Origin of the sequence: Aeromonas sp. FDAARGOS 1406, assembly GCF_019048565.1 — a bacterium.
Lineage (GTDB): Bacteria > Pseudomonadota > Gammaproteobacteria > Enterobacterales > Aeromonadaceae > Aeromonas > Aeromonas caviae.
In genome coordinates this window covers 3,936,489-3,955,238 of the sequence record NZ_CP077378.1, presented here as the reverse complement: position 1 = coordinate 3,955,238, position 18,750 = coordinate 3,936,489, and the positions used below count along the sequence as shown (strand labels likewise).

At 51.3% G+C, this 18,750-nt stretch carries 17 protein-coding genes and 2 pseudogenes; 7 read left to right on the top strand and 12 right to left on the bottom strand.

Features of this window, described 5'->3' with window-relative positions:
• Positions 1–545: 545 nt before the first annotated feature.
• From I6L36_RS18730 to I6L36_RS18725, 3 genes and pseudogenes are all read left to right on the top strand, one after another.
• Positions 546–752, top strand: a complete 207-nt coding sequence (locus I6L36_RS18730; RefSeq protein WP_005895552.1) for a helix-turn-helix domain-containing protein — start codon at positions 546–548, stop codon at positions 750–752.
• 401 nt (positions 753–1,153) lie between these two features.
• Positions 1,154–1,339, top strand: a pseudogene (locus tag I6L36_RS22050) (DUF4172 domain-containing protein); the annotation flags it as partial.
• 114 nt (positions 1,340–1,453) lie between these two features.
• The gene (locus I6L36_RS18725) at positions 1,454–2,281 is read left to right on the top strand and encodes a Fic family protein (protein WP_254203476.1); all 828 of its coding nucleotides are present in this window, start codon (positions 1,454–1,456) and stop codon (positions 2,279–2,281) included.
• 396 nt (positions 2,282–2,677) lie between these two features.
• Here the strand turns inward: I6L36_RS18725 and I6L36_RS18720 are convergent, their stop codons facing one another.
• Both I6L36_RS18720 and I6L36_RS18715 read right to left on the bottom strand, forming a co-directional pair.
• Positions 2,678–3,085, bottom strand: a complete 408-nt coding sequence (locus I6L36_RS18720) for an H-NS family nucleoid-associated regulatory protein (protein WP_109112874.1) — start codon at positions 3,083–3,085, stop codon at positions 2,678–2,680.
• Positions 3,086–3,437: 352 nt separating this feature from the next.
• Positions 3,438–3,737 (bottom strand): hypothetical protein, encoded by a 300-nt coding sequence (locus I6L36_RS18715; RefSeq protein WP_109112873.1) that lies wholly within the window; start codon positions 3,735–3,737, stop codon positions 3,438–3,440.
• 426 nt (positions 3,738–4,163) lie between these two features.
• Here I6L36_RS18715 and I6L36_RS18710 point away from each other — a divergent pair, with 426 nt between their 5' ends.
• Complete coding sequence (locus I6L36_RS18710) at positions 4,164–5,111, top strand: IS30-like element ISAs2 family transposase (protein ID WP_019706001.1); 948 nt, start codon at positions 4,164–4,166, stop codon at positions 5,109–5,111.
• Positions 5,112–5,142: 31 nt separating this feature from the next.
• Here the strand turns inward: I6L36_RS18710 and I6L36_RS18705 are convergent, their stop codons facing one another.
• The 3 genes from I6L36_RS18705 to I6L36_RS18695 all read right to left on the bottom strand — a co-directional run bounded on the left by I6L36_RS18705 (position 5,143) and on the right by I6L36_RS18695 (position 8,327).
• Positions 5,143–6,174, bottom strand: coding sequence for an IS630-like element ISAhy2 family transposase (locus I6L36_RS18705; RefSeq protein WP_001809438.1), 1,032 nt, complete (start codon positions 6,172–6,174; stop codon positions 5,143–5,145).
• A 105-nt stretch (positions 6,175–6,279) separates the two neighbouring features.
• Positions 6,280–6,645: a hypothetical protein gene (locus tag I6L36_RS18700; protein WP_049790239.1), complete on the bottom strand. Its 366-nt coding sequence runs from the start codon at positions 6,643–6,645 to the stop codon at positions 6,280–6,282.
• A gap of 650 nt (positions 6,646–7,295) precedes the next feature.
• Positions 7,296–8,327, bottom strand: coding sequence for an IS630-like element ISAhy2 family transposase (locus tag I6L36_RS18695; protein WP_001809438.1), 1,032 nt, complete (start codon positions 8,325–8,327; stop codon positions 7,296–7,298).
• An 851-nt stretch (positions 8,328–9,178) separates the two neighbouring features.
• Between I6L36_RS18695 and I6L36_RS18690 the strand changes: the two genes are divergently transcribed.
• Positions 9,179–10,669 (top strand): SulP family inorganic anion transporter, encoded by a 1,491-nt coding sequence (locus tag I6L36_RS18690; protein WP_109112871.1) that lies wholly within the window; start codon positions 9,179–9,181, stop codon positions 10,667–10,669.
• A 19-nt stretch (positions 10,670–10,688) separates the two neighbouring features.
• Positions 10,689–11,534 (top strand): universal stress protein, encoded by an 846-nt coding sequence (locus I6L36_RS18685; RefSeq protein ID WP_109112870.1) that lies wholly within the window; start codon positions 10,689–10,691, stop codon positions 11,532–11,534.
• Here the strand turns inward: I6L36_RS18685 and I6L36_RS18680 are convergent.
• The 3 genes from I6L36_RS18680 to I6L36_RS18670 are packed head-to-tail and all read right to left on the bottom strand — an operon-like array spanning position 11,517 to position 14,554.
• Positions 11,517–12,887 carry a bifunctional diguanylate cyclase/phosphodiesterase gene (locus I6L36_RS18680; protein ID WP_216822661.1) on the bottom strand — a complete coding sequence of 457 codons (1,371 nt, stop codon included), beginning with the start codon at positions 12,885–12,887 and terminating at the stop codon, positions 11,517–11,519. The two genes, I6L36_RS18685 and I6L36_RS18680, sit on opposite strands and share 18 nt — an antisense overlap.
• Before the next feature lie 31 nt (positions 12,888–12,918).
• Positions 12,919–13,671 (bottom strand): MCP four helix bundle domain-containing protein, encoded by a 753-nt coding sequence (locus tag I6L36_RS18675; protein ID WP_216986780.1) that lies wholly within the window; start codon positions 13,669–13,671, stop codon positions 12,919–12,921.
• Positions 13,672–13,690: 19 nt separating this feature from the next.
• Entirely contained in the window at positions 13,691–14,554 is an 864-nt protein-coding gene (locus I6L36_RS18670) for a methyl-accepting chemotaxis protein (RefSeq protein WP_216822660.1), read from the bottom strand.
• A 109-nt stretch (positions 14,555–14,663) separates the two neighbouring features.
• On the opposite strand from I6L36_RS18670, the pseudogene I6L36_RS18665 reads away from it, so the two are divergent.
• Positions 14,664–15,862: pseudogene (locus tag I6L36_RS18665) on the top strand (IS3 family transposase); the annotation flags it as partial.
• Here I6L36_RS18665 and I6L36_RS18660 read toward each other — a convergent pair.
• Genes I6L36_RS18660 through I6L36_RS18645 form a run of 4 tightly spaced genes read right to left on the bottom strand, consistent with a single transcriptional unit; the run spans position 15,857 to position 18,749 of the window.
• Complete coding sequence (locus I6L36_RS18660) at positions 15,857–16,639, bottom strand: MCP four helix bundle domain-containing protein (RefSeq protein WP_216986779.1); 783 nt, start codon at positions 16,637–16,639, stop codon at positions 15,857–15,859. The pseudogene I6L36_RS18665 and the gene I6L36_RS18660 overlap by 6 nt on opposite strands.
• A 3-nt stretch (positions 16,640–16,642) precedes the next feature.
• Entirely contained in the window at positions 16,643–17,134 is a 492-nt protein-coding gene (locus tag I6L36_RS18655) for a DoxX family protein (protein WP_216986778.1), read from the bottom strand.
• The gene (locus tag I6L36_RS18650; RefSeq protein WP_109113108.1) at positions 17,131–17,901 is read right to left on the bottom strand and encodes a DUF2063 domain-containing protein; all 771 of its coding nucleotides are present in this window, start codon (positions 17,899–17,901) and stop codon (positions 17,131–17,133) included. The genes I6L36_RS18655 and I6L36_RS18650 overlap by 4 nt, the downstream gene beginning before the upstream one ends.
• Positions 17,898–18,749, bottom strand: a complete 852-nt coding sequence (locus I6L36_RS18645; RefSeq protein WP_234823653.1) for a DUF692 family multinuclear iron-containing protein — start codon at positions 18,747–18,749, stop codon at positions 17,898–17,900. Before I6L36_RS18645 ends, I6L36_RS18650 begins: the two co-directional genes overlap by 4 nt.
• Position 18,750 lies beyond the last annotated feature (1 nt).

Below are 18,750 nucleotides of genomic sequence, written 5' to 3'. Positions count from 1 at the left end.
ATGGCTTATGAATCAGCATACCCTAGACCAAGGGAAAGTGCGAACAAGTATCCCACGAACAAAAAATGAAAATTTTAGTCATTTAATATCAATGGGTTACCAGTAAATGCTCTCGTGCCATATGACTTATTCGCACCTTCCCTAGGTCACTCGGTTCTTCTTGAAAGTTCACCTCATCAAACAGGGGGGTTTTAACGTAACTTGGATACAATCGCACATCATCAACATTTCTCCGTTCCAAGAAACCCGCGTCAACCAGCTTCATCAGATTACGATAAACGAGGCCGTATCGCCTCTTATGGGCCTGATTGTACTCTGAGTCACCAAAGACTGCGTTCAAGCACTCCGTTGTAGTGAAATCATCCATCTGCAATCGAATGAGTGCGGTGTAGAGCGCGGTTGGTAACCACACGGTCTGGGAGCTCATAAGTAATCCTAGGTCTCGAACGAAAACATTTAGTGGAAATCTAAACTCGGTTGCGGATTATAATCCGTGGTCGTTAGCCAGACAACCAGAGATAGTGCTCGCCAGCGAGAGGCGAGACATGCAAGAGCTAGCAAAAAAATTTGGTGATGCTGTACGTGATAGACGGCTTCAATTGGGCGTATCGCAAGATGCACTCGCATATGCGGCCGAAATTGATAGAAGCTACGTAGGACGAATTGAGCGTGGTGAGGTCAATGTCACCCTGGAAAAGGCTTATCGTCTTGCCAGGGTTATGGGGTGTGACATTCGCGATTTGCTGCCATAGATATATTTGCCAAATAATTATCTCTTAACCCAGATAAAACTAAATTTCCCTATAATTATTCACAGTGATGGCATAGCGAGTACCATCAGGCATATGAATGAGCAGACCAGACGGCATCTGCTTGTGCGTGGCTTTATGCAGCGTAAGCTGCAAGCTCACAAGATCTATTCGAAACGAAAATGAGTTCCCGCCTTGTCTATCCACTGGTTGCTGTAGCGCCACACAGCAGCAATAAATCCAGTTTTTCGTTAGCTCTGGTCTGAGATTTTCAGCCTGTATCTCCATCCTCACTACCAGCTCTGTTGGTCTGCTGTATGTGTTATATTCGGCTCAAACATTGAGCCGAATGATGGGCTGGGTCGGCTCATTATTGAGAGCCTAGCACGTTGGATGAGGAAATAATGGAACCATTTTGGATTTGGCAACAAGCTGATTGGCCCCATTTTCGTTGGCAGGATAGCGAGATATTGCCCAGATTACGGCATGCTCAACGCAGGCTGGGAATGCTAATAGGTAGTCATTTCAGATTGGGGAACTCCGACCAAACGTTGGATACGTTATTGGCTAACATCATCGCCTCGTCCGCTATCGAAGGCGAACGCCTCAATGCACAATCCGTGCGTTCATCCCTGGCTAGGCGGTTAGGGAGCCCACAAACTCAGTCCTATCCAGTATCAGAGCGCTCAGAGGGGCTCGCGGCCATGATGCTGGATGCCATCGACAACCATGAACAACAGTTGACGATTGAGAGGCTTTACCAATGGCATCGTTGGCTGTTCCCTGCCAACGAATGGTCGGTGCAGCCAGTGAATGTAGGACAGTTGCGAGGAGATGAGCCGATGCAGGTTGTCTCTGGGCGTGTTGATCGCCCCATCGTGTATTTTGAGGCACCGCCCAGAGCAACTCTGGACGATCAACTGGCTGCGTTCATCCTGTGGTTTAATCAGACTCAGAATGATCCTGTGGTGGACCCGCTTCTTCGTGCGGCGATTTGCCATCTCTGGTTTTTGACCCTTCATCCCGTTGATGATGGCAATGGGCGGTTAGCGCGGGCACTGACCGATTTCGCGTTGTCACAGGCTGACTGCCACAGCATCCGGCTGTATGCCATGTCAGCTGCTATTCTTGGACGGCGGGCAGACTACTATCGGGCACTGGAGTCAGCACAGAAAGGCTCGCTGGATATTACCTCCTGGATCTGTTGGTTTCTCGACACACTGGATTTCTCCATAGAGCTGGCATTACAAAGTATCGCCCGTAGCCTTGCCAAGGCATCTTTCTGGCAGCGGCACTGTCATGACGGCCTGAGCCCAGAGCAAACCAAAGTGATTAACCGCCTACTGGATGGCGGCGAACAGGGTTTTGAAAATGGCATCAGTGCCAGTCAATATCAAAAAGTCGCCGGAGTCAGTAAGCCCACGGCTACACGGCATCTGGCGGAGTTGGTGGATAGGGGGTGCATTGAGAAATTACCTGGTGGCGGACGCAGTACACGCTATCAGATCTGCTTACACACCGAGGGTGTTTGAAAAAGCATCGCTATGGGGCGTTAATTTCATTTGGTAGATGAGATCTGCGATTAACGAACCAATGAAGCTCTTTAATTAAATATTGACGCCATGATGAGTGCCGTCAGGCATATGAACGAATAGATTTAACCGACAGTCATGGCTCTCAACTAATCTTTTGAGTGATAACAAACTATCGAGAACATTGGGATCTATTGCAGGAACATCACCTGCCCCGAGATTTGAAAGCAATTTAGTCACACTCAGACGAACCAATTGCTCGTCTACGATCTCTTGGGCTTTCTGGACAACCTCGGGTGATTCGGATGAGATGATATCCTCTAATGTTCTCCCCATATGGGCTCCTACTAGAAATAGAATTAAAGGCCCACGCCGATCTGGCATGGGCTCTCAGCCTCAGATAAGGAAATCTTCCAGAGCCTTGCCACCCTCAACCGCTGCCGCGATGGCCCTTGGCATGCGGCCCTGACCAGTCCAGGTCTTTTCCAAACCATCCTCGGTGTATCTGTATTTTGCAGGACGAGGAGCGCGCTTGCTCTTCACAGTACCCTCTGCTTTTGCAGTGGTTGCAGTACCAACCAGCTCGCTCGGATCGATGCCAGCGGCTTTCAGCATCTCGGTAAACTCAGCCATTTTTTGCAGGCGCTCAGCTGACTCAGCTCTGATTTTGCTCTCTTGCTGCTCACGTTCGGCATAGATTTCGTCAAATTTTTCTTTAGCCTCGACCAACTGCTCAAAAGAGAGCTCGCGCAATGCAGCACGAAGGCTACGTATATTCAGCAGAATTTTCAAAAAATCGTTCATTGATAGCCTCATGTATCACATTTTTATATCAGGAAAATTATCTCTCAATCCCAGCATCAGCTCCACTGTTTTTTGGCACCAAGACGATTTTAAAATAGTATCATTCAAAAATAACGAGCTAAATTGCGTTTGGATCTGCTTAGTGGCCTGGCTCCAATCTTCTACGAGACTGTGTAGTTAAAAAATTAATATAGGTGGTAGTGAGCGTAGAGACCACCTCACCAGATGAGCCGATGAAGGATCTTGATCGGCTCACGAAATGAGCCGATTGGATAATATCATTGGCTCACGAAACGAGTCGATGGGAAGAAATATTTATCTCCACACAAACTAGAGCATGGATGAATATTATTCATATGATTTCTCTATTAGAGTCACCACGCCCAAATGTTTCTGGATTTGCAGCCTCATAGTCATCGTCAAACATATGATTTCCACGATGCATCTCCCTCACTGTCGCGAGTACACCAAAAAAACACCCCTCACACAGATGCACCTGGTAACGTTCACCATCGTGACGGGAACCATAGCCAAAATCCGCCGATAACGAGCCATACTGATTGGTTCCAAAATTCGTTTTTGTACTACAACCACAGGCATCACAGAGGACATCGACAACTTGTTCTGTTGGCAAAATTTCTTTTACGAGCATGCTGTGCCCCTAATCTGATGAGAATAGGAGTTATCATACGCGGACTGACTATATATGGTGCAACCTGTTTATGGTTACTTTTTGGTATCCATGCGAATGAGAGCTTTCACCTCGACAACAGTAGATCCGATAGGAACACCTAGCGAACTCAATAACTCGCCATTTTCAGTTCTGGTAACCTCGGGATCCCCCTTGTACCAACACCATTCTCGGCCAGTTTTTGTGTCGGCTGCCTCTAAGATGCCACAACGATAATCAAAATTGATAGCCATCGATGTTTCTCTCGACCGGATGTCTAAATAACTGATCCCAATAGTGCTACGGGAATTCAGATAATAAGTGCGACACTCATGGATGAATGGCGAGAGGTGGCCAACTGCTGATTGGTGGTACCCTTCTGCTCGCCAAAGTAAAAGCAGTATCACCATGAGCTATCAGCAGTTGACCGAGGGGCAACGATACCAGTTATCGGTGCTTCGCGCACAGGGGATGTCCATCCTTGCCACCGCACGCGCCATTGGCGTTCATCGCTCCACCCTCTACCGGGAGCTGCGTCGTAACGCCGGGCCGCAGGGCTACCAGCCAGACAATGCGCATCAGCACGCCACCCACCGACGGGCCAGTGCGGCCAAATCTCGGCTATCTGCCGATGTCATCCAGTTTGTCGAGCTGACACTCGCCTGGTGGTGGAGCCCGGAGCAGATAAGCGCGGTGGGCAAGCAGATAGGCCTCATGGTGAGTCACGAGTGGATATACCGCCATGTGGCCGCCGACAAAGCCCGGGGTGGCCAGTTGTACCGCCATCTGCGCCAGGGCCACAAGCGCTACCGCAAGGGGGCGAGCAGCCTGCGTTCTCCCATCAAGGAAGCCCGCTCTATTGATGAACGGCCGGCTATCGTCGATAGCCGGGAGCGGCTCGGTGATTGGGAGGCGGACACGGTGCTGGGCAAGCAAGGCACAGGTGCACTGGTCACCCTGGTGGAGCGCAAGAGCCGGCTCTATCTGGTCAAGCGGGTCGCGAGCAAACAGGCTGGGGTGGTGCGGGATGCGATAATCGAGATGTTAACGCCCTACATCGAGCAGGTGCATACCATCACCTTTGACAACGGCGGCGAGTTTGCCGAACACAAGGCGATAGAGGAAGCGCTGGGTGCCGAGACTTACTTTGCGCACCCTTACTCTTCGTGGGAGCGCGGTCTGAACGAGAACAGCAATGGGCTGTTGAGGCAGTTTATCCCAAAGGGAACAGACCTGAGAGAGGTCACGGACGAGGATGTCAGGAGAGCGGAGCAGTGGCTCAACCTACGACCTCGGAAATGTCTCGGATTCAGGCAGCCTGTCAAGGTATTCGAAGAGTACCGTCAGGCGGCATAGGCGAGTGTCGCACTTCGAAGTTGAATTCGCGCTACACCTTCGCTGTGCCATAGCCATTCCCCGGGAAAGGAGACACGGTATCCATGAAGTGTTTCACTCGGGCCAGCAGGTTTGCCATCCCTCTGCATTGATGATTGCGCGTGATGGTTTCATGTAACTTGTGCCATAGCCGTTCTATGTGATTAACCCAAGGGCTGTAAACTGGCTGGAACACCAGGCAGAACTTGGGATTCTTCTTCAACCATCGCTCGGTCTGTTTGCTTTTGTGAATGATGTAGTTATCGAGGATCAACGTGATGGTTTTGGCTCGTCGGTAGTGGTGGCGCAGCTTTTCCAGCATGGCAATAAACAGCGATGAGTTTTTCTTGATCCCGCTGACGTAAAGTACCCTTCCGTTGCCTGCGTGGAGAACGCCTGCCAGATAATGCTTGGCATTCTGCCCCGGTGTGACAACCCGCTTTTGCTGCGCTCTGAACATCCAGTCGGCTCCTAATTTGGGATTGAGGTCTATATCGACTTCATCCTCATAAAACACCGGATTATCGGCATCACAGCGGGCCAGCGCGGCGTCGATATTCGCCATTTTTTCCTGATAGGCTGGGTCTTTTATCCGCAAGGTCGGCACGGGCCTGCGCCAGACAATGCCCATACGAGGTAACCATCGGCGGAGCGTGGAGGCTGCCACATTGAGCCCTGTTAACCGATTGATTTTTATAGCCAATAGTTCAGTACACCAACGGCTGCGCTGATAACCAAAATCTTGCGGAGAAAACTGCATGAGCAGCACCAGTAGGGTGACAATCTTGGCGATAGGTAAGACTGGGGCACGGCCAGCCGGTAAGGCTTCTAGCGCATCTATGCCTTCATCTCGATACCACCGAAGCCAACGACCGATGGTCGAGCGCGCAGCGCCGGTAAGGTGATGAACATCGGTGATCGTGCGTCCTTCATGTAACAGCAAGATGGCCATCAAGCGACGAGCATGTCCTTTATCACGGGTGGCATGGATGATTTTGTGAATGCGGCGCCGTTGTGGTCGTGGCAGAGGTGGTAGGATAGGCATCAACTCAGTCCTTTGGGTGTGGCTTGTTTTGTTTAGCGACTAATCAGATCGCACAAACTGGACTGAGTTCCCTTCCTCCGGTGATCTACTATTCGGAACAGCTATTTAGTTATTAGCATCATCACGCTCAGCTTCTTGCATTAAACGAGTCACTTTTCTCAGCGGATTTTCAACACCAATATCATCCGTCAGAACGATGATCTGCTTTCCAATATCAAAAGCTGGGGCAGCAACAGCTCGCCCTGCAAGATCCAATGATTCGAGGACGGCAGTTGCCTTCTTTAGCGTTTTGAAGGCTTTTGCTGTTTCAGGGCTCAACCCCCACCACATACCCGTCATATCAGAGTTTGATGTGTACTTAACCAGAAACTCGTCCTTGTAGGGGTCATGCAGTAGCCACCCCAGCATTTTTGCGTGAGCAGGTAGCCCCCACGTCTGTTTTAGTTCATGTGCGGACGGTTCTTTACTCATGACTTCATCCTCTGTATACGGCGCTAGCTAGTATGATGGTTAAACATAGTCAATACATCATAAAAAGGGCCTCATAAAGACATCAGATAGAATTATGCCCAGAGATTCACGAAAAAGTTGGTATTGCCCGAATGGGGGCTTCAACCTCTGTCTCCAGTGTCTCATCCAACAAAGTCCTCAGACCCATCGCCATCGCTACATGGAACAGATAGGATAGGGTAATCTGGTATCGTAGGTTCAGGGGAGATTTCATCATGTCCTATGCGAGTTATCATCCAGGTAAGGCTACGGCCTCTACTAAGACAATATTTGACTCTCTTGGCATACCGAGTGACCCGTTGGGGGCACATCTATGGATCGTGGCCGGAGTCGCACCGTCCATGATTCATCAGTTGGCAGGAACAGTGAAGACAGACGTGGGTTCGATATGCCGCTTAGCAGGCATTAGCCGCCACACTATTGCGCGTAAGCTGAGGATTGGGGCTCCCCTATCAATCTCTCAGGGGGCCAGGGTATACGGCGTTGTACAGGCTCTCGAGGCGGTTCTATCTCTACATAGGAATAATGCCGCCAGAGCACTGTCATGGTTACATCGTCCAGCCTGGGGTCTTGGTGGCGTAGCGCCAGCTAAATAACTGATCCCAATAGTGCTACACCTTCGCTGTGCCATAGCCATTCCCCGGGAAAGGAGACACGGTATCCATGAAGTGTTTCACTCGGGCCAGCAGGTTTGCCATCCCTCTGCATTGATGATTGCGCGTGATGGTTTCATGTAACTTGTGCCATAGCCGTTCTATGTGATTAACCCAAGGGCTGTAAACTGGCTGGAACACCAGGCAGAACTTGGGATTCTTCTTCAACCATCGCTCGGTCTGTTTGCTTTTGTGAATGATGTAGTTATCGAGGATCAACGTGATGGTTTTGGCTCGTCGGTAGTGGTGGCGCAGCTTTTCCAGCATGGCAATAAACAGCGATGAGTTTTTCTTGATCCCGCTGACGTAAAGTACCCTTCCGTTGCCTGCGTGGAGAACGCCTGCCAGATAATGCTTGGCATTCTGCCCCGGTGTGACAACCCGCTTTTGCTGCGCTCTGAACATCCAGTCGGCTCCTAATTTGGGATTGAGGTCTATATCGACTTCATCCTCATAAAACACCGGATTATCGGCATCACAGCGGGCCAGCGCGGCGTCGATATTCGCCATTTTTTCCTGATAGGCTGGGTCTTTTATCCGCAAGGTCGGCACGGGCCTGCGCCAGACAATGCCCATACGAGGTAACCATCGGCGGAGCGTGGAGGCTGCCACATTGAGCCCTGTTAACCGATTGATTTTTATAGCCAATAGTTCAGTACACCAACGGCTGCGCTGATAACCAAAATCTTGCGGAGAAAACTGCATGAGCAGCACCAGTAGGGTGACAATCTTGGCGATAGGTAAGACTGGGGCACGGCCAGCCGGTAAGGCTTCTAGCGCATCTATGCCTTCATCTCGATACCACCGAAGCCAACGACCGATGGTCGAGCGCGCAGCGCCGGTAAGGTGATGAACATCGGTGATCGTGCGTCCTTCATGTAACAGCAAGATGGCCATCAAGCGACGAGCATGTCCTTTATCACGGGTGGCATGGATGATTTTGTGAATGCGGCGCCGTTGTGGTCGTGGCAGAGGTGGTAGGATAGGCATCAACTCAGTCCTTTGGGTGTGGCTTGTTTTGTTTAGCGACTAATCAGATCGCACAAACTGGACTGAGTTCCCTTCCTCCGGTGATCTACTATTCGGAACAGCTATTTAGGTTGTTGACTACAGATATGGGGGTTCAGGCAGTTATCCATTTGGTGGGGCGGATTCAGCATGGGGTGTGCAACTAAATCGAGGGTTCTGATAGGCGAACCTCCACAGAATGCTTCAAAAACAACCAATCTCATCTTTTTTTGAAATTTATTTCATTTACCCCACTTGAAAAATTCGGAAAACTGTCCATTTACTAATTATGAGAGCTATAAATTAATTTTTTCCATTTCAACATTCCGCTGCTGCGCAGCGAAGAGAAACCAGTTTTACTACCCCCTATAAGCTATTTTATTAAATAAATGAAATTTAAAGAGCACTGATAAATTAAAGTTCCTTAACTTGGCTTAAGACATCAATGCTCCATCACTCAGTAATAAATTAGATTCATATAAACAGAAAATAGAAAATAGAAGTTAAAGCATAATAAAAATGTGGCTATATTCGCCCTGTAGGGCGGAAAATTAAAAAGGCGTTTTTGCAAAGCATGATAACCCTACCTGTGCAAGCGCTTCTCTGCTATCATCCGCAGCCCATGAACAAATCGCATACTGGCGTGACTGTAACGCCGCCCTAACCCCTCCCTCTGCGGCTCCTGCCGCCTGACTCTGGTTGTCACAACCGGAGCGCTTTTTTACACCCATTAGATCCCAATACAACAATCTGATCCTGCCCGAACTCCATCTGACCCCCAAGTCGATGGGTGCGTTGTGCTATGGATCCTAAACAAGCGAGAAAATCCCCCCATGCTAGAACGTGCAAGACAAGAATGGTTCTCCAACATCCGTGGTGACCTGTTAGCCGGAATCGTGGTCGCCCTGGCGCTGATCCCAGAAGCCATCGCCTTCTCCATTATTGCTGGAGTAGACCCCAAAGTCGGCCTCTATGCCTCCTTCTGTATCGCCGTGGTCATAGCCTTTGTCGGCGGTCGTCCAGGCATGATCTCGGCCGCCACAGGCGCTATGGCGCTCCTGATGGTGACCCTGGTCAAAGAGCATGGCCTGCAATATCTGCTGGCAGCAACTCTGCTCACAGGGGTACTCCAGATCGCGGCGGGTTACTTGAAGCTCGGCAGCCTGATGCGGTTTGTCTCCCGTTCCGTGGTCACCGGCTTCGTCAATGCGTTGGCGATCCTCATTTTTATGGCCCAGCTACCAGAGCTTACCAACGTCACCTGGCAGGTCTACGCCATGACGGCGGCGGGCCTTGGAATCATCTATCTGTTCCCGCTTATTCCGGTGGTAGGCAAGCTAGTGCCTTCTCCGCTGCTCTGCATCGTGATCCTGACGGCAGTCGCCATCACCATGGGCATCGATATCCGTACTGTAGGCGATATGGGCGAGCTGCCCGATACTCTGCCCATCTTCCTGTGGCCCGAAGTGCCGCTCAATCTGGAGACGCTGGCGATTATCTTCCCTTACTCTGCGGGCCTAGCCGTGGTTGGTCTGCTCGAATCCATGATGACGGCAGCCATTGTCGATGACCTGACGGATACCCAAAGCGACCGCAATCGCGAGTGCAAGGGCCAGGGGATCGCGAATATCGGCGCGGGCCTGATGGGTGGCATGGCGGGCTGCGCCATGATTGGTCAGTCCATCATCAACATCAAATCCGGTGGTCGTGGCCGCCTCTCTACCTTTGTCGCAGGCACATTACTCATTCTGATGGTTGTCTTCATGGATGAGTGGATCCGCCAAATCCCCATGGCCGCATTGGTGGCCGTGATGATCATGGTTTCTATCGGAACGTTTTCATGGGATTCACTGCGTAACCTCAAAAAGCACCCGCTCTCCACCAATATCGTGATGGTGGCAACAGTGGCTGTGGTCGTTGCTACCCATAACCTGGCACTTGGGGTATTTGTCGGGGTACTGCTCGCCTCCTTGTTCTTTGCCAACAAGGTTGCCCGTTTCATGCTGGTCAAGAGCGACAGCGAGCGCAAAGGTGAGGTGCGTACCTATCTGGTTCGGGGCCAGGTGTTCTTCGCCAGTGCCGAACAGTTCTTTGCCGGATTCGACTTCAAGGAGGTGGTAGAGAAAGTGGTGATCGACCTTACCCATGCCCACTTCTGGGATATCACCGCTGTCACCGCACTGGACAAGGTGGTCATCAAGTTCCGTCGTGAGGGCACAGACGTTGAGCTGATTGGCTTGAACGAGGCGAGTACCACTATCGTTGACCGCTTTGGCGTTCACGATAAACCGGAAGAAGTTGAAAAGCTGCTGGCTGGACACTGATCACAAGAAGGAATTTACCATGACAAACATTTTTGCCTGTATCGATGGTTCACCTGCCATGACAGCTGTGTGTGATGCTGCGGCATGGGCCGCAGCCAACACTGGGTTACCTGTCACCCTACTGCACGTATTGGAAAAGAATGAGTTTGAAGGACACAGCGATCTCTCCGGCAATATTGGTCTTGGCAGCCGCGAGCTTCTTCTCCAGGAGCTCGCCGAGCTGGATCATCAACGCAGCCGCCTCGCCCATGAGCAGGGACGGATGCTGCTCAACAGCGGCAAGGAGTATCTTGCTGACTTGGGTATGACAGAGGTCGAGACAGTGCAACGCCACGGCCAGCTGGTAGAGACGACCCAGGAGCTCGCATCCGGTATGCGGATGTTGATCATGGGCAAGCAGGGCACGACCCATGCCCACGATCTGATTGGCAGTAATATCGAGAACGTCATCCGTACCCTGGCTAATCCCATCATGGTGGTGCAGCCAGGCTTTCAGGCCCCAAGCCGCTTCCTGTTTGCCTATGACGCAAGCCCGACTGCCAAGAAGGTGCTGGAGTTGATTGCAAGCAGTCCGTTGCTCAAGGGACTGGCGTGTGATCTGGTGATGGTCGGCGAACCGAGTGGCGAGCACGAACACCAGCTGGCACAAGCCAAGCAGGTGTTGAAAAGTGCAGGCATCAGGGTTGAAACAATGCTGCTGCAAGGAGAGGTGGTGTCAGTGGTTTGCCAGCATGCCGCCGACATGGGGTGCAACCTTATCGTGATGGGGGCTTACGGTCACTCGCGGATCAGGCAGTTCATTGTGGGCAGCACGACAACTGGTATTTTGAAAAAGACTAATGCTTCTTTAATGTTGCTCAGGTGACAATTCTGCTGTGGGGGGGATGGAACTATCCTCCCCATTATGAGTGTTGGTGTTATGGGACGTAACCCAACCAGCAAATTCCTCTGCGGGCATTGGCTTGGCGACAACATAGCCCTGCACGATGTCGCAATGATTAGCCCTCAGCCATGCAAGTTCTTCCTGGGTTTCGGCCCCCTCTGCGACAACAGACAATCCCAGTTCCTGACACAACAAAATGGTGGAGCGGACAATCGCTGCATTTCTAAAATGCTGGTCAACACCGCTCACGAAAATGCGGTCAATCTTCAATTCATGCACAGGTAAATTCTTCACATAAGCGAGAGAGGCTTGCCCTGAACCATAATCGTCAATGGATAGCTTTATCCCCAATCTGGCAAGCTCTTTCAAATGCAGTAACGCAATATCAGGATCATCCATGAGTGCGCTCTCAGTGACTTCCAGACAAAGCAGCTGAGCAGGTAAGGTATTCTCTTGCAGTGACTTCATGACCTTTGGTACTAGGTCTGGGGATGTCAAGTCGAGCGTAGACAAGTTGACTGACGTGACGATATCGTGTCCCTCGCGGTGCCAGGAAGCCGCTTGACAAATCACATGCGCTAATAACCATGGCGTGATCTCACGGATAAATCCCGTTTGCTCGGCAAACGGAATAAAGCGTCCAGGTGGCACCAACCCTCTGGTTGGATGTTGCCATCGCAATAATGCCTCTGCCCCCTTGATGAGACCACTCGCAAGCTCCAGTTTGGGTTGAAAAAAGGCGACAAACTCCTCGTTGATTAAGGCATCTCGCATTTCACCAATCAAGGCTAATTGCTCATGGGGGGATTCATCTGCAATCTTGGACGCAAAGGCGAAACCGTCACGGCGGCGTTTAGCATGACGCATTGCCATACCCGCTCGCCGCATTAGCAAGGTGCTGTTATTACCATCTTCTGGAAATATCGTGATCCCCAGACTGGCCTCAACGTCCAGCCGTTGACCATCCAGTTCAATAGGCTTACGGAGTTGCCCCAGTAACTCTTGGGCATTATCAAGGATATTGAAGTAATCGACTTCTTTGATAAGTAGCGCAAACTCATCGCCTCCCAAACGCGCCACCAAGTGCTTGCCTGCGACCATGGCGAGTAAACGGTGAGCCATCTCCTGGAGGAGTCTGTCGCCGACCTGATGACCCAGAGCATTATTAATTTGGGCAAATCTATCAATATCGATGAGCACCAAAGCGCCACTACCTTGTAAAGCCGCCTCTGTCAGCGCCTCCATAAAACAGGTACGGTTTGGGAGTTCAGTCAGTGGATCCGCATAAGCTAGCCGCAAAATATGCTGCTCACGGGTCGAGATACTACGGCGCATGGTATCAAGAGCCCGCATGAGTGCTTTCGTTTCAACGCCCTGGCCTAAAGGCACCTTGCACTGGTAATCCCCTCCAGCTATAAGCCTCAGCAACCATCACGGCTTTGTGTACAGGTTTGGCAATGCTTCTGGCAATCAACAGCGCCAAGACACTTCCAGTGACGAGCGCACTGAATGCAAGAATAATAACGGTTATACGCGCTCGGTTTGCATCGTCTTTGAGTGCGATAACCCCACTTTGCATCAGTTCTTGCTGATGCTCTGCAATACGTAGTGTCTGAACCAGCAATGCTTTAAGAAGTACATCAGTTTGTTCTTCATAGTGTTGGCGGGCGGAGGACAAGCCATCAATTTCGATTCGCTCCACGGTTTGTTGAAACGAGTCTCCATAGCGCTGTCGGAGGTCAACAAGTCGATCAATATCACCCACATCGACCCCCATTGATGCGGCTCGCTCCAATCCTCCAATAGCGGCATCAGATGCAGCTAACGCTGCATTCATCGCGGTATAAAGGGGCACACGCTTGTTGCGTTCATCGGTTTGCAAAAGAAGTAGTAAATGGAGTGCTGCGTTTTGAGAGTATTGGTTAGCCCGTTGGGCAAGAAACCCAACTCGTGCTTGCTGCTCTACAAACTCATCTAGCCCATCAGTTAGCGTATTAAAGCGATGCAGCGCAACGGACGAGACGGCAAGCAGCAGTAACAACAATAAGGAAAAGGCCATGAGAAGGCGTGTTCGAATTGAGCTCTTGTCAGCTAACACCGAAAAAGGATTATTCGCCATCTGTAGCCATCCCGCTTGATCATGTGTGGAAGCTTGAAACCGAATCCAGTAAATTATTGGAGGTCTCGCCCAGTACCTGCGTTATTTCAGCAACATCCGCAGCGGCGATCTGATTGGCGTTTGCCTTTTGAACGATAGCATCGACATGAGTAGCGATGGACTGGCTTTCTCTCACTTGTTCGCTCACGACAGCACTCAAACTATCCAGACTATCTAACGAATGTTGAGCACCTTCTTGTAGGGCCTCCAGTGGGGCTATAAGGCCACGGATTAACGTTGTGCCCCGCGCCATGCCCTGTTGTCCATTTTTGATTTCGTGAGTGGCTTGCTGAGTTTGCTGGTTGATGGTGGCAATCACATTGTCAATTTGTCCGGTCGCATCAGCTGTCCTGGTTGCCAGAGTCCGCACTTCTTCTGCTACGACCGCAAATCCTCGTCCACTCTCACCCGCACGAGCCGCTTCTATAGACGCATTCAGGGCAAGTAGATTGGTCTGGTCAGCAATCTCTCGGATCACACCGACCATATTGGTTACCACCAACGCACTTTGCTCCAACTTGGCAACAGTGTGTGCGGACTTTTCCACGGCCTGCGCAATTTGCACAATCTCGTCAGCAACATTGATGATCTCACGCACACCTTGTTGCGCCATATCGTGTGCCTTGGAGGCTTCTTCACGGGTAGTTTGAACATTGCTAGCCAGAGAGGTGATTCCATCTGAAAAAGCGGTCACAGAGGTCTCAATGGCATGGGCCAACGCACTTTGCTCCGTGGAACCGGTGTTCACTCGAACAGATGCTTCCTCAAGCGCACTGGCTGCATCACTGACATTATTCGCATTGATGTTGATAGCTCGGATCACGTCATGCAAACGCTGACGCATATGTGACATGCTAGAGAGTAGATTGGCCCCTTGAAGATCCAGACACTTCGCCCCTCTTAACTTAAGAGGTAGTCTTGGAGCTATGTTCAGTACTAGTCACAACGAGAAGATGGTCGAAGTGTTAACAGGGGCCGAGCGCCGTCGACGCCGGACTCCACAAGAAAAGATCGCCATCGTGCAGCAGACCTTTGAGCCCGGGATGACCGTCTCTCATGTTGCTCGCTTGCACGACGTCAACGCAAACCAGCTTTTCAAATGGCGTAAGCAATTCCAAGAAGGGTCTCTCACGGCGATCACCGCCGGTGAGGATGTTGTTCCTGCTTCCGAGTTGGCTGCTGCCATCAAGCAGATCCGAGAGCTACAACGTCTGCTCGGGAAGAAGACCATGGAGAACGAGATCCTCAAAGAAGCCGTGGAGTATGGTCGAGCAAAAAAATGGATTGCGCATGCGCCCTTGTTGCCGGGGGACGACGATTAAGTGCTGTGAGCCAGGCTCTTAATGTATCGCGTGCGCAGCTATCCGTTCGTGTTCATCGAAAACCGGGTTGGCAAGATGGTCGTCATCATCGCCAGCGTGATGATGCAGCCTTACTTGGCCGTATCATGGAGGCGATGGCAGAGCTTCCCTCCTATGGCTATCGCCGGGTCTGGGCGCTGTTACGGCGCCAGTCTGAGGCAACAGAACAACCTGTGGTAAACGCTAAGCGGGTATATCGCGTAATGCGCGAGCATGGCTTGCTGCTGGAAAGAAAACCAGCAGCACCATTGGCCCAGCAGGCACATAAGGGGCGTGTTGCCGTCAAGGAGAGCAATCGACGGTGGTGCTCAGATGGCTTCGAGTTTCGCTGTGATAACGGTGAAAAACTACGTGTCACGTTCGCCATGGATTGCTGCGATAGGGAAGCGTTGGACTGGGCGGCCAGTACTGGGGGTTACGACAGTGACACTGTGCAAGATGTCATGCTGAGGTCTGTCGAACGTCGCTTTGGGGATTCGTTGCCGGCATCACCGGTGGAGTGGCTGACTGATAATGGCTCGGCGTATCGAGCCCATGAGACCCGCGCGTTTGCACGAGAAATCGGGTTGGAGCCCAGAACTACTGCGGTGAGAAGCCCACAGAGCAACGGTATGGCGGAGAGCTTCGTGAAGACGATGAAGCGAGACTATATCGAGATGATGCCAAAACCGGATAGCCGAACAGCGGTAGGCAATTTGGCTATCGCGTTTGAGCATTATAACGAACACCACCCGCACAGCGCCTTGGGATACCGTTCACCCCGGGAATTTCTGCGCAGTCGGGTATCACAATCCTAAGCGGGAAAAAGTGTCTGGACCTATGGGGTCAAATCCAGAGAGCAACTCACCTAGCTCATCTTGCCCAGCAGACATCACTTCTTTAGCCAAATTGCCCTGTGCAATAAGACGGGTACTTTGCACCGCGTGGCTCAGGGGCCTCACGATAGATCGCGTGATATGCCATGCCATGATAGTTCCAACCCCAAATGCACCAAGGCCGAGTATCAGAACCCACAAAACAGATGAGTGAACAACACCAAGCGCCTCGGTTTGTCGGATATTCATCGCCTCTTGTTGACCTTGTGCCATCACGGTGGTCGCATTCAGCAATGCCTTCAAGGCTGTATGGGTCGGCCCACTCATAAGCTGTACTGCGTCTTCGCGGGCTCCCATTTCCAGCGCTTCAACTGTCGCCGTGAAGTGCTTATCGAACTGGTTGCGCAATACCAGCAGGTTATCCAGTTCGACCTGCGCTTCTTCTGATGTCATCAAGGGCTTAAGCTCTGTCAATGCATCGTTGATATCGGCATTGTGACGGTCTATCTCCTTGTACATTTCGACACGTTGATCTCGGGCCTCCAGGATAAAGAGCAACAGCAGTCTTCCTGCTGCGCTCTCTGCATGAATATTGATGGCATTTGCCAGCGCTGTGCGGCGAGAGTCCTCTTCAACCAACGTTCGGGTCGTCCCTGCAAGCATGGTCAAGCGTGATGCAGCGACTGCTGCAATAGCCGCTAAAAAGACAAGCAGCACTACATAGCTAAAGGTGAGACGAGAGCGGATGCGCATGCATCACCTCGCTACAAAGCGTTTGGAGATCAAGTGATCAAGGGCTACTGGCCCTGGCCCACGCGCAACGAGAAACAGCAGAGCTGCCGCCCATACGCCATGCGTTGGATAGGCATCAGGATAAACAAGGAACTGAATAACGATGGTCATTCCTAACAATGCTAGTGCAGAAAATCGAGTGGCGAGCCCAATCAGTATTAGGGCAGGAAAGAGATGCTCGGCAGTGGCTGCCATAATAGCGCCTAATTCTGGAGGGATAAGTGGCAGCTGATATTCATAACGAAACAGATCGATTACTGATGAAGAGAGCTGGGGCCAACCAAAATGGAATTCTCCAGAAACTATATCCAAAGAAAACCCCTGAATTTTTGTTTGGCCTGATTTCCAGAAAATAGCGGCAATAGAAAAACGAGCCAGCAGTGCAATCCACGCATCGGGTATACGTGAGAGTAACTGAACAACCGAATGGGTCAACGCTGTGAGTCGGAGGATCATAGGGAGTGCTCCATCGGTGATGCTGCAATTAACGCATGGCTGCGTATTAGCAAGCTAAGGGTTTCTGAAAGATCAAATGGGCCTGATGCCATCACTGCGTCTGCAAAAGAAGCACCGCTGCTTAAACGCTCTATGAACATGGCAGCATTGTGTTCTATGTGCATGATCTCAACCCCCAACTGAGGGCGCACTAACAATGCACTCTGGCTACAGGTGAGATCCACCCTCCTCATGCCTTCTGCGGGCTCCTGGCCCTGATGCACCGACCAAATTGATACCACTGGATAAGTCGAATGCAGGACTCGCAGTGCCGGATCCAGAGTAAAGCAAATACGCGCAAGCATGGCCTCATCTGACAACAGTGATATTAGCGCTTCTTGGGATAAAGGTTTTGCGTCAGCCGCATGCCACGACTCTATTCGCAACCACTCAAGACGTGCTACATCAGCAAGATATGGCAAGCCTGCTACAGGTGGAAAATTTGCGATGAAATCTGGATATTCTTCACCATACCAGACAAGTACCGGAGACGAGGGGGGATAATGGCGCATGAACTCGGCAGCCATTGCTCTGAAAAATGCCTCACCCACAAGGGCTTGTACAACAGGATAACTGTCTGCCAACGCATCAATCAGTGAGACGGTCACGTTGTTGCGATATACATCAAACCGCTTGGTTGGGTCTGACCCGTTCCAGGTACTTAACCCTGAGGGGGGGGCGGATGTTGGCGTCAAGAGAGCGGCCATCCATTCGGCTTGGTTGCTCATAGGCCCATCTCCTTGTTTCTTGCCATCAACAACTCAGCTTGTCGAGCCTCGGCTGCAAGCACCGCAAAAGCTGGAATGTCGTTGTCTCGCTCAATAAGGGTGGGTTGAGACCCTATAAGAGCGATGACGGTGCTGTAGAGATCCCAGACTGCATTGGCGACAGGAGCACCATGACTATCAATCAACAGGGGGGCTCCAGCAGCATCAAGCTCTTCGGCATGGCCTGCCAAATGTATTTCGCCGACAGCTGAGAGTGGCAAGTCACGTATGTAGGCCATCACATCACGTCCATGATTCACGCAAGAGACATAGGCGTTGTTCACATCGAGGAGTAGCCCGCAACCGGTTCGAGTAATAACCTCACTCATGAAGTCCGCTTCCGACATCGTTGAGGCGACAAATTCAACATAAGTCGCAGGGTTCTCAAGCAACATCCGGCGACCGAGCCGCTCCTGAACTCGGTTCACGTGTTCGCAAACGCGATCTAAGGTTTGTGGGTTATAGGGTGCTGGTAACAGGTCATTGAGAAACGTACTTTGATGACTTGACCAGGCCAGATGTTCAGAAAATGACTCTGGTTGATATCGAGAAAGGAGTGTGGCGAGCCTATCCAGGTGGGATTCATCCAGTGGCCCTTCACCACCTATTGATAGTCCGACCCCATGTATGGACAGGGGGTAGTCAGCTCGAATGCGTTCGAGGTAATGATGGAATGGGCCCCCCGCCACCATGTAATTTTCGGCGTGGATCTCAAAAAAACCGATAGCTGGGCGGGTGTCGAGGATCGTCCGGAAATGTTCCGGCTTCAACCCGACACCGCCCGCCCTCGGTAGGGCAGGCAGTGTCATG

Excerpts from the sequence above, each read along its gene's own strand:
- I6L36_RS18730 (WP_005895552.1), top strand. The coding sequence starts at position 546 with ATGCAAGAGCTAGCAAAAAAATTTGGTGATGCTGTACGTGATAGACGG.
- I6L36_RS18725 (WP_254203476.1), top strand. The coding sequence starts at position 1,454 with ATGATGCTGGATGCCATCGACAACCATGAACAACAGTTGACGATTGAG.
- I6L36_RS18720 (WP_109112874.1), bottom strand. The coding sequence starts at position 3,085 with ATGAACGATTTTTTGAAAATTCTGCTGAATATACGTAGCCTTCGTGCT.
- I6L36_RS18715 (WP_109112873.1), bottom strand. The coding sequence starts at position 3,737 with ATGCTCGTAAAAGAAATTTTGCCAACAGAACAAGTTGTCGATGTCCTC.
- I6L36_RS18710 (WP_019706001.1), top strand. The coding sequence starts at position 4,164 with ATGAGCTATCAGCAGTTGACCGAGGGGCAACGATACCAGTTATCGGTG.
- I6L36_RS18705 (WP_001809438.1), bottom strand. The coding sequence starts at position 6,174 with ATGCCTATCCTACCACCTCTGCCACGACCACAACGGCGCCGCATTCAC.
- I6L36_RS18700 (WP_049790239.1), bottom strand. The coding sequence starts at position 6,645 with ATGAGTAAAGAACCGTCCGCACATGAACTAAAACAGACGTGGGGGCTA.
- I6L36_RS18695 (WP_001809438.1), bottom strand. The coding sequence starts at position 8,327 with ATGCCTATCCTACCACCTCTGCCACGACCACAACGGCGCCGCATTCAC.
- I6L36_RS18690 (WP_109112871.1), top strand. The coding sequence starts at position 9,179 with ATGCTAGAACGTGCAAGACAAGAATGGTTCTCCAACATCCGTGGTGAC.
- I6L36_RS18685 (WP_109112870.1), top strand. The coding sequence starts at position 10,689 with ATGACAAACATTTTTGCCTGTATCGATGGTTCACCTGCCATGACAGCT.
- I6L36_RS18680 (WP_216822661.1), bottom strand. The coding sequence starts at position 12,887 with ATGCGCCGTAGTATCTCGACCCGTGAGCAGCATATTTTGCGGCTAGCT.
- I6L36_RS18675 (WP_216986780.1), bottom strand. The coding sequence starts at position 13,671 with ATGGCGAATAATCCTTTTTCGGTGTTAGCTGACAAGAGCTCAATTCGA.
- I6L36_RS18670 (WP_216822660.1), bottom strand. The coding sequence starts at position 14,554 with ATGCGTCAGCGTTTGCATGACGTGATCCGAGCTATCAACATCAATGCG.
- I6L36_RS18660 (WP_216986779.1), bottom strand. The coding sequence starts at position 16,639 with ATGCGCATCCGCTCTCGTCTCACCTTTAGCTATGTAGTGCTGCTTGTC.
- I6L36_RS18655 (WP_216986778.1), bottom strand. The coding sequence starts at position 17,134 with ATGATCCTCCGACTCACAGCGTTGACCCATTCGGTTGTTCAGTTACTC.
- I6L36_RS18650 (WP_109113108.1), bottom strand. The coding sequence starts at position 17,901 with ATGAGCAACCAAGCCGAATGGATGGCCGCTCTCTTGACGCCAACATCC.
- I6L36_RS18645 (WP_234823653.1), bottom strand. The coding sequence starts at position 18,749 with ATGACACTGCCTGCCCTACCGAGGGCGGGCGGTGTCGGGTTGAAGCCG.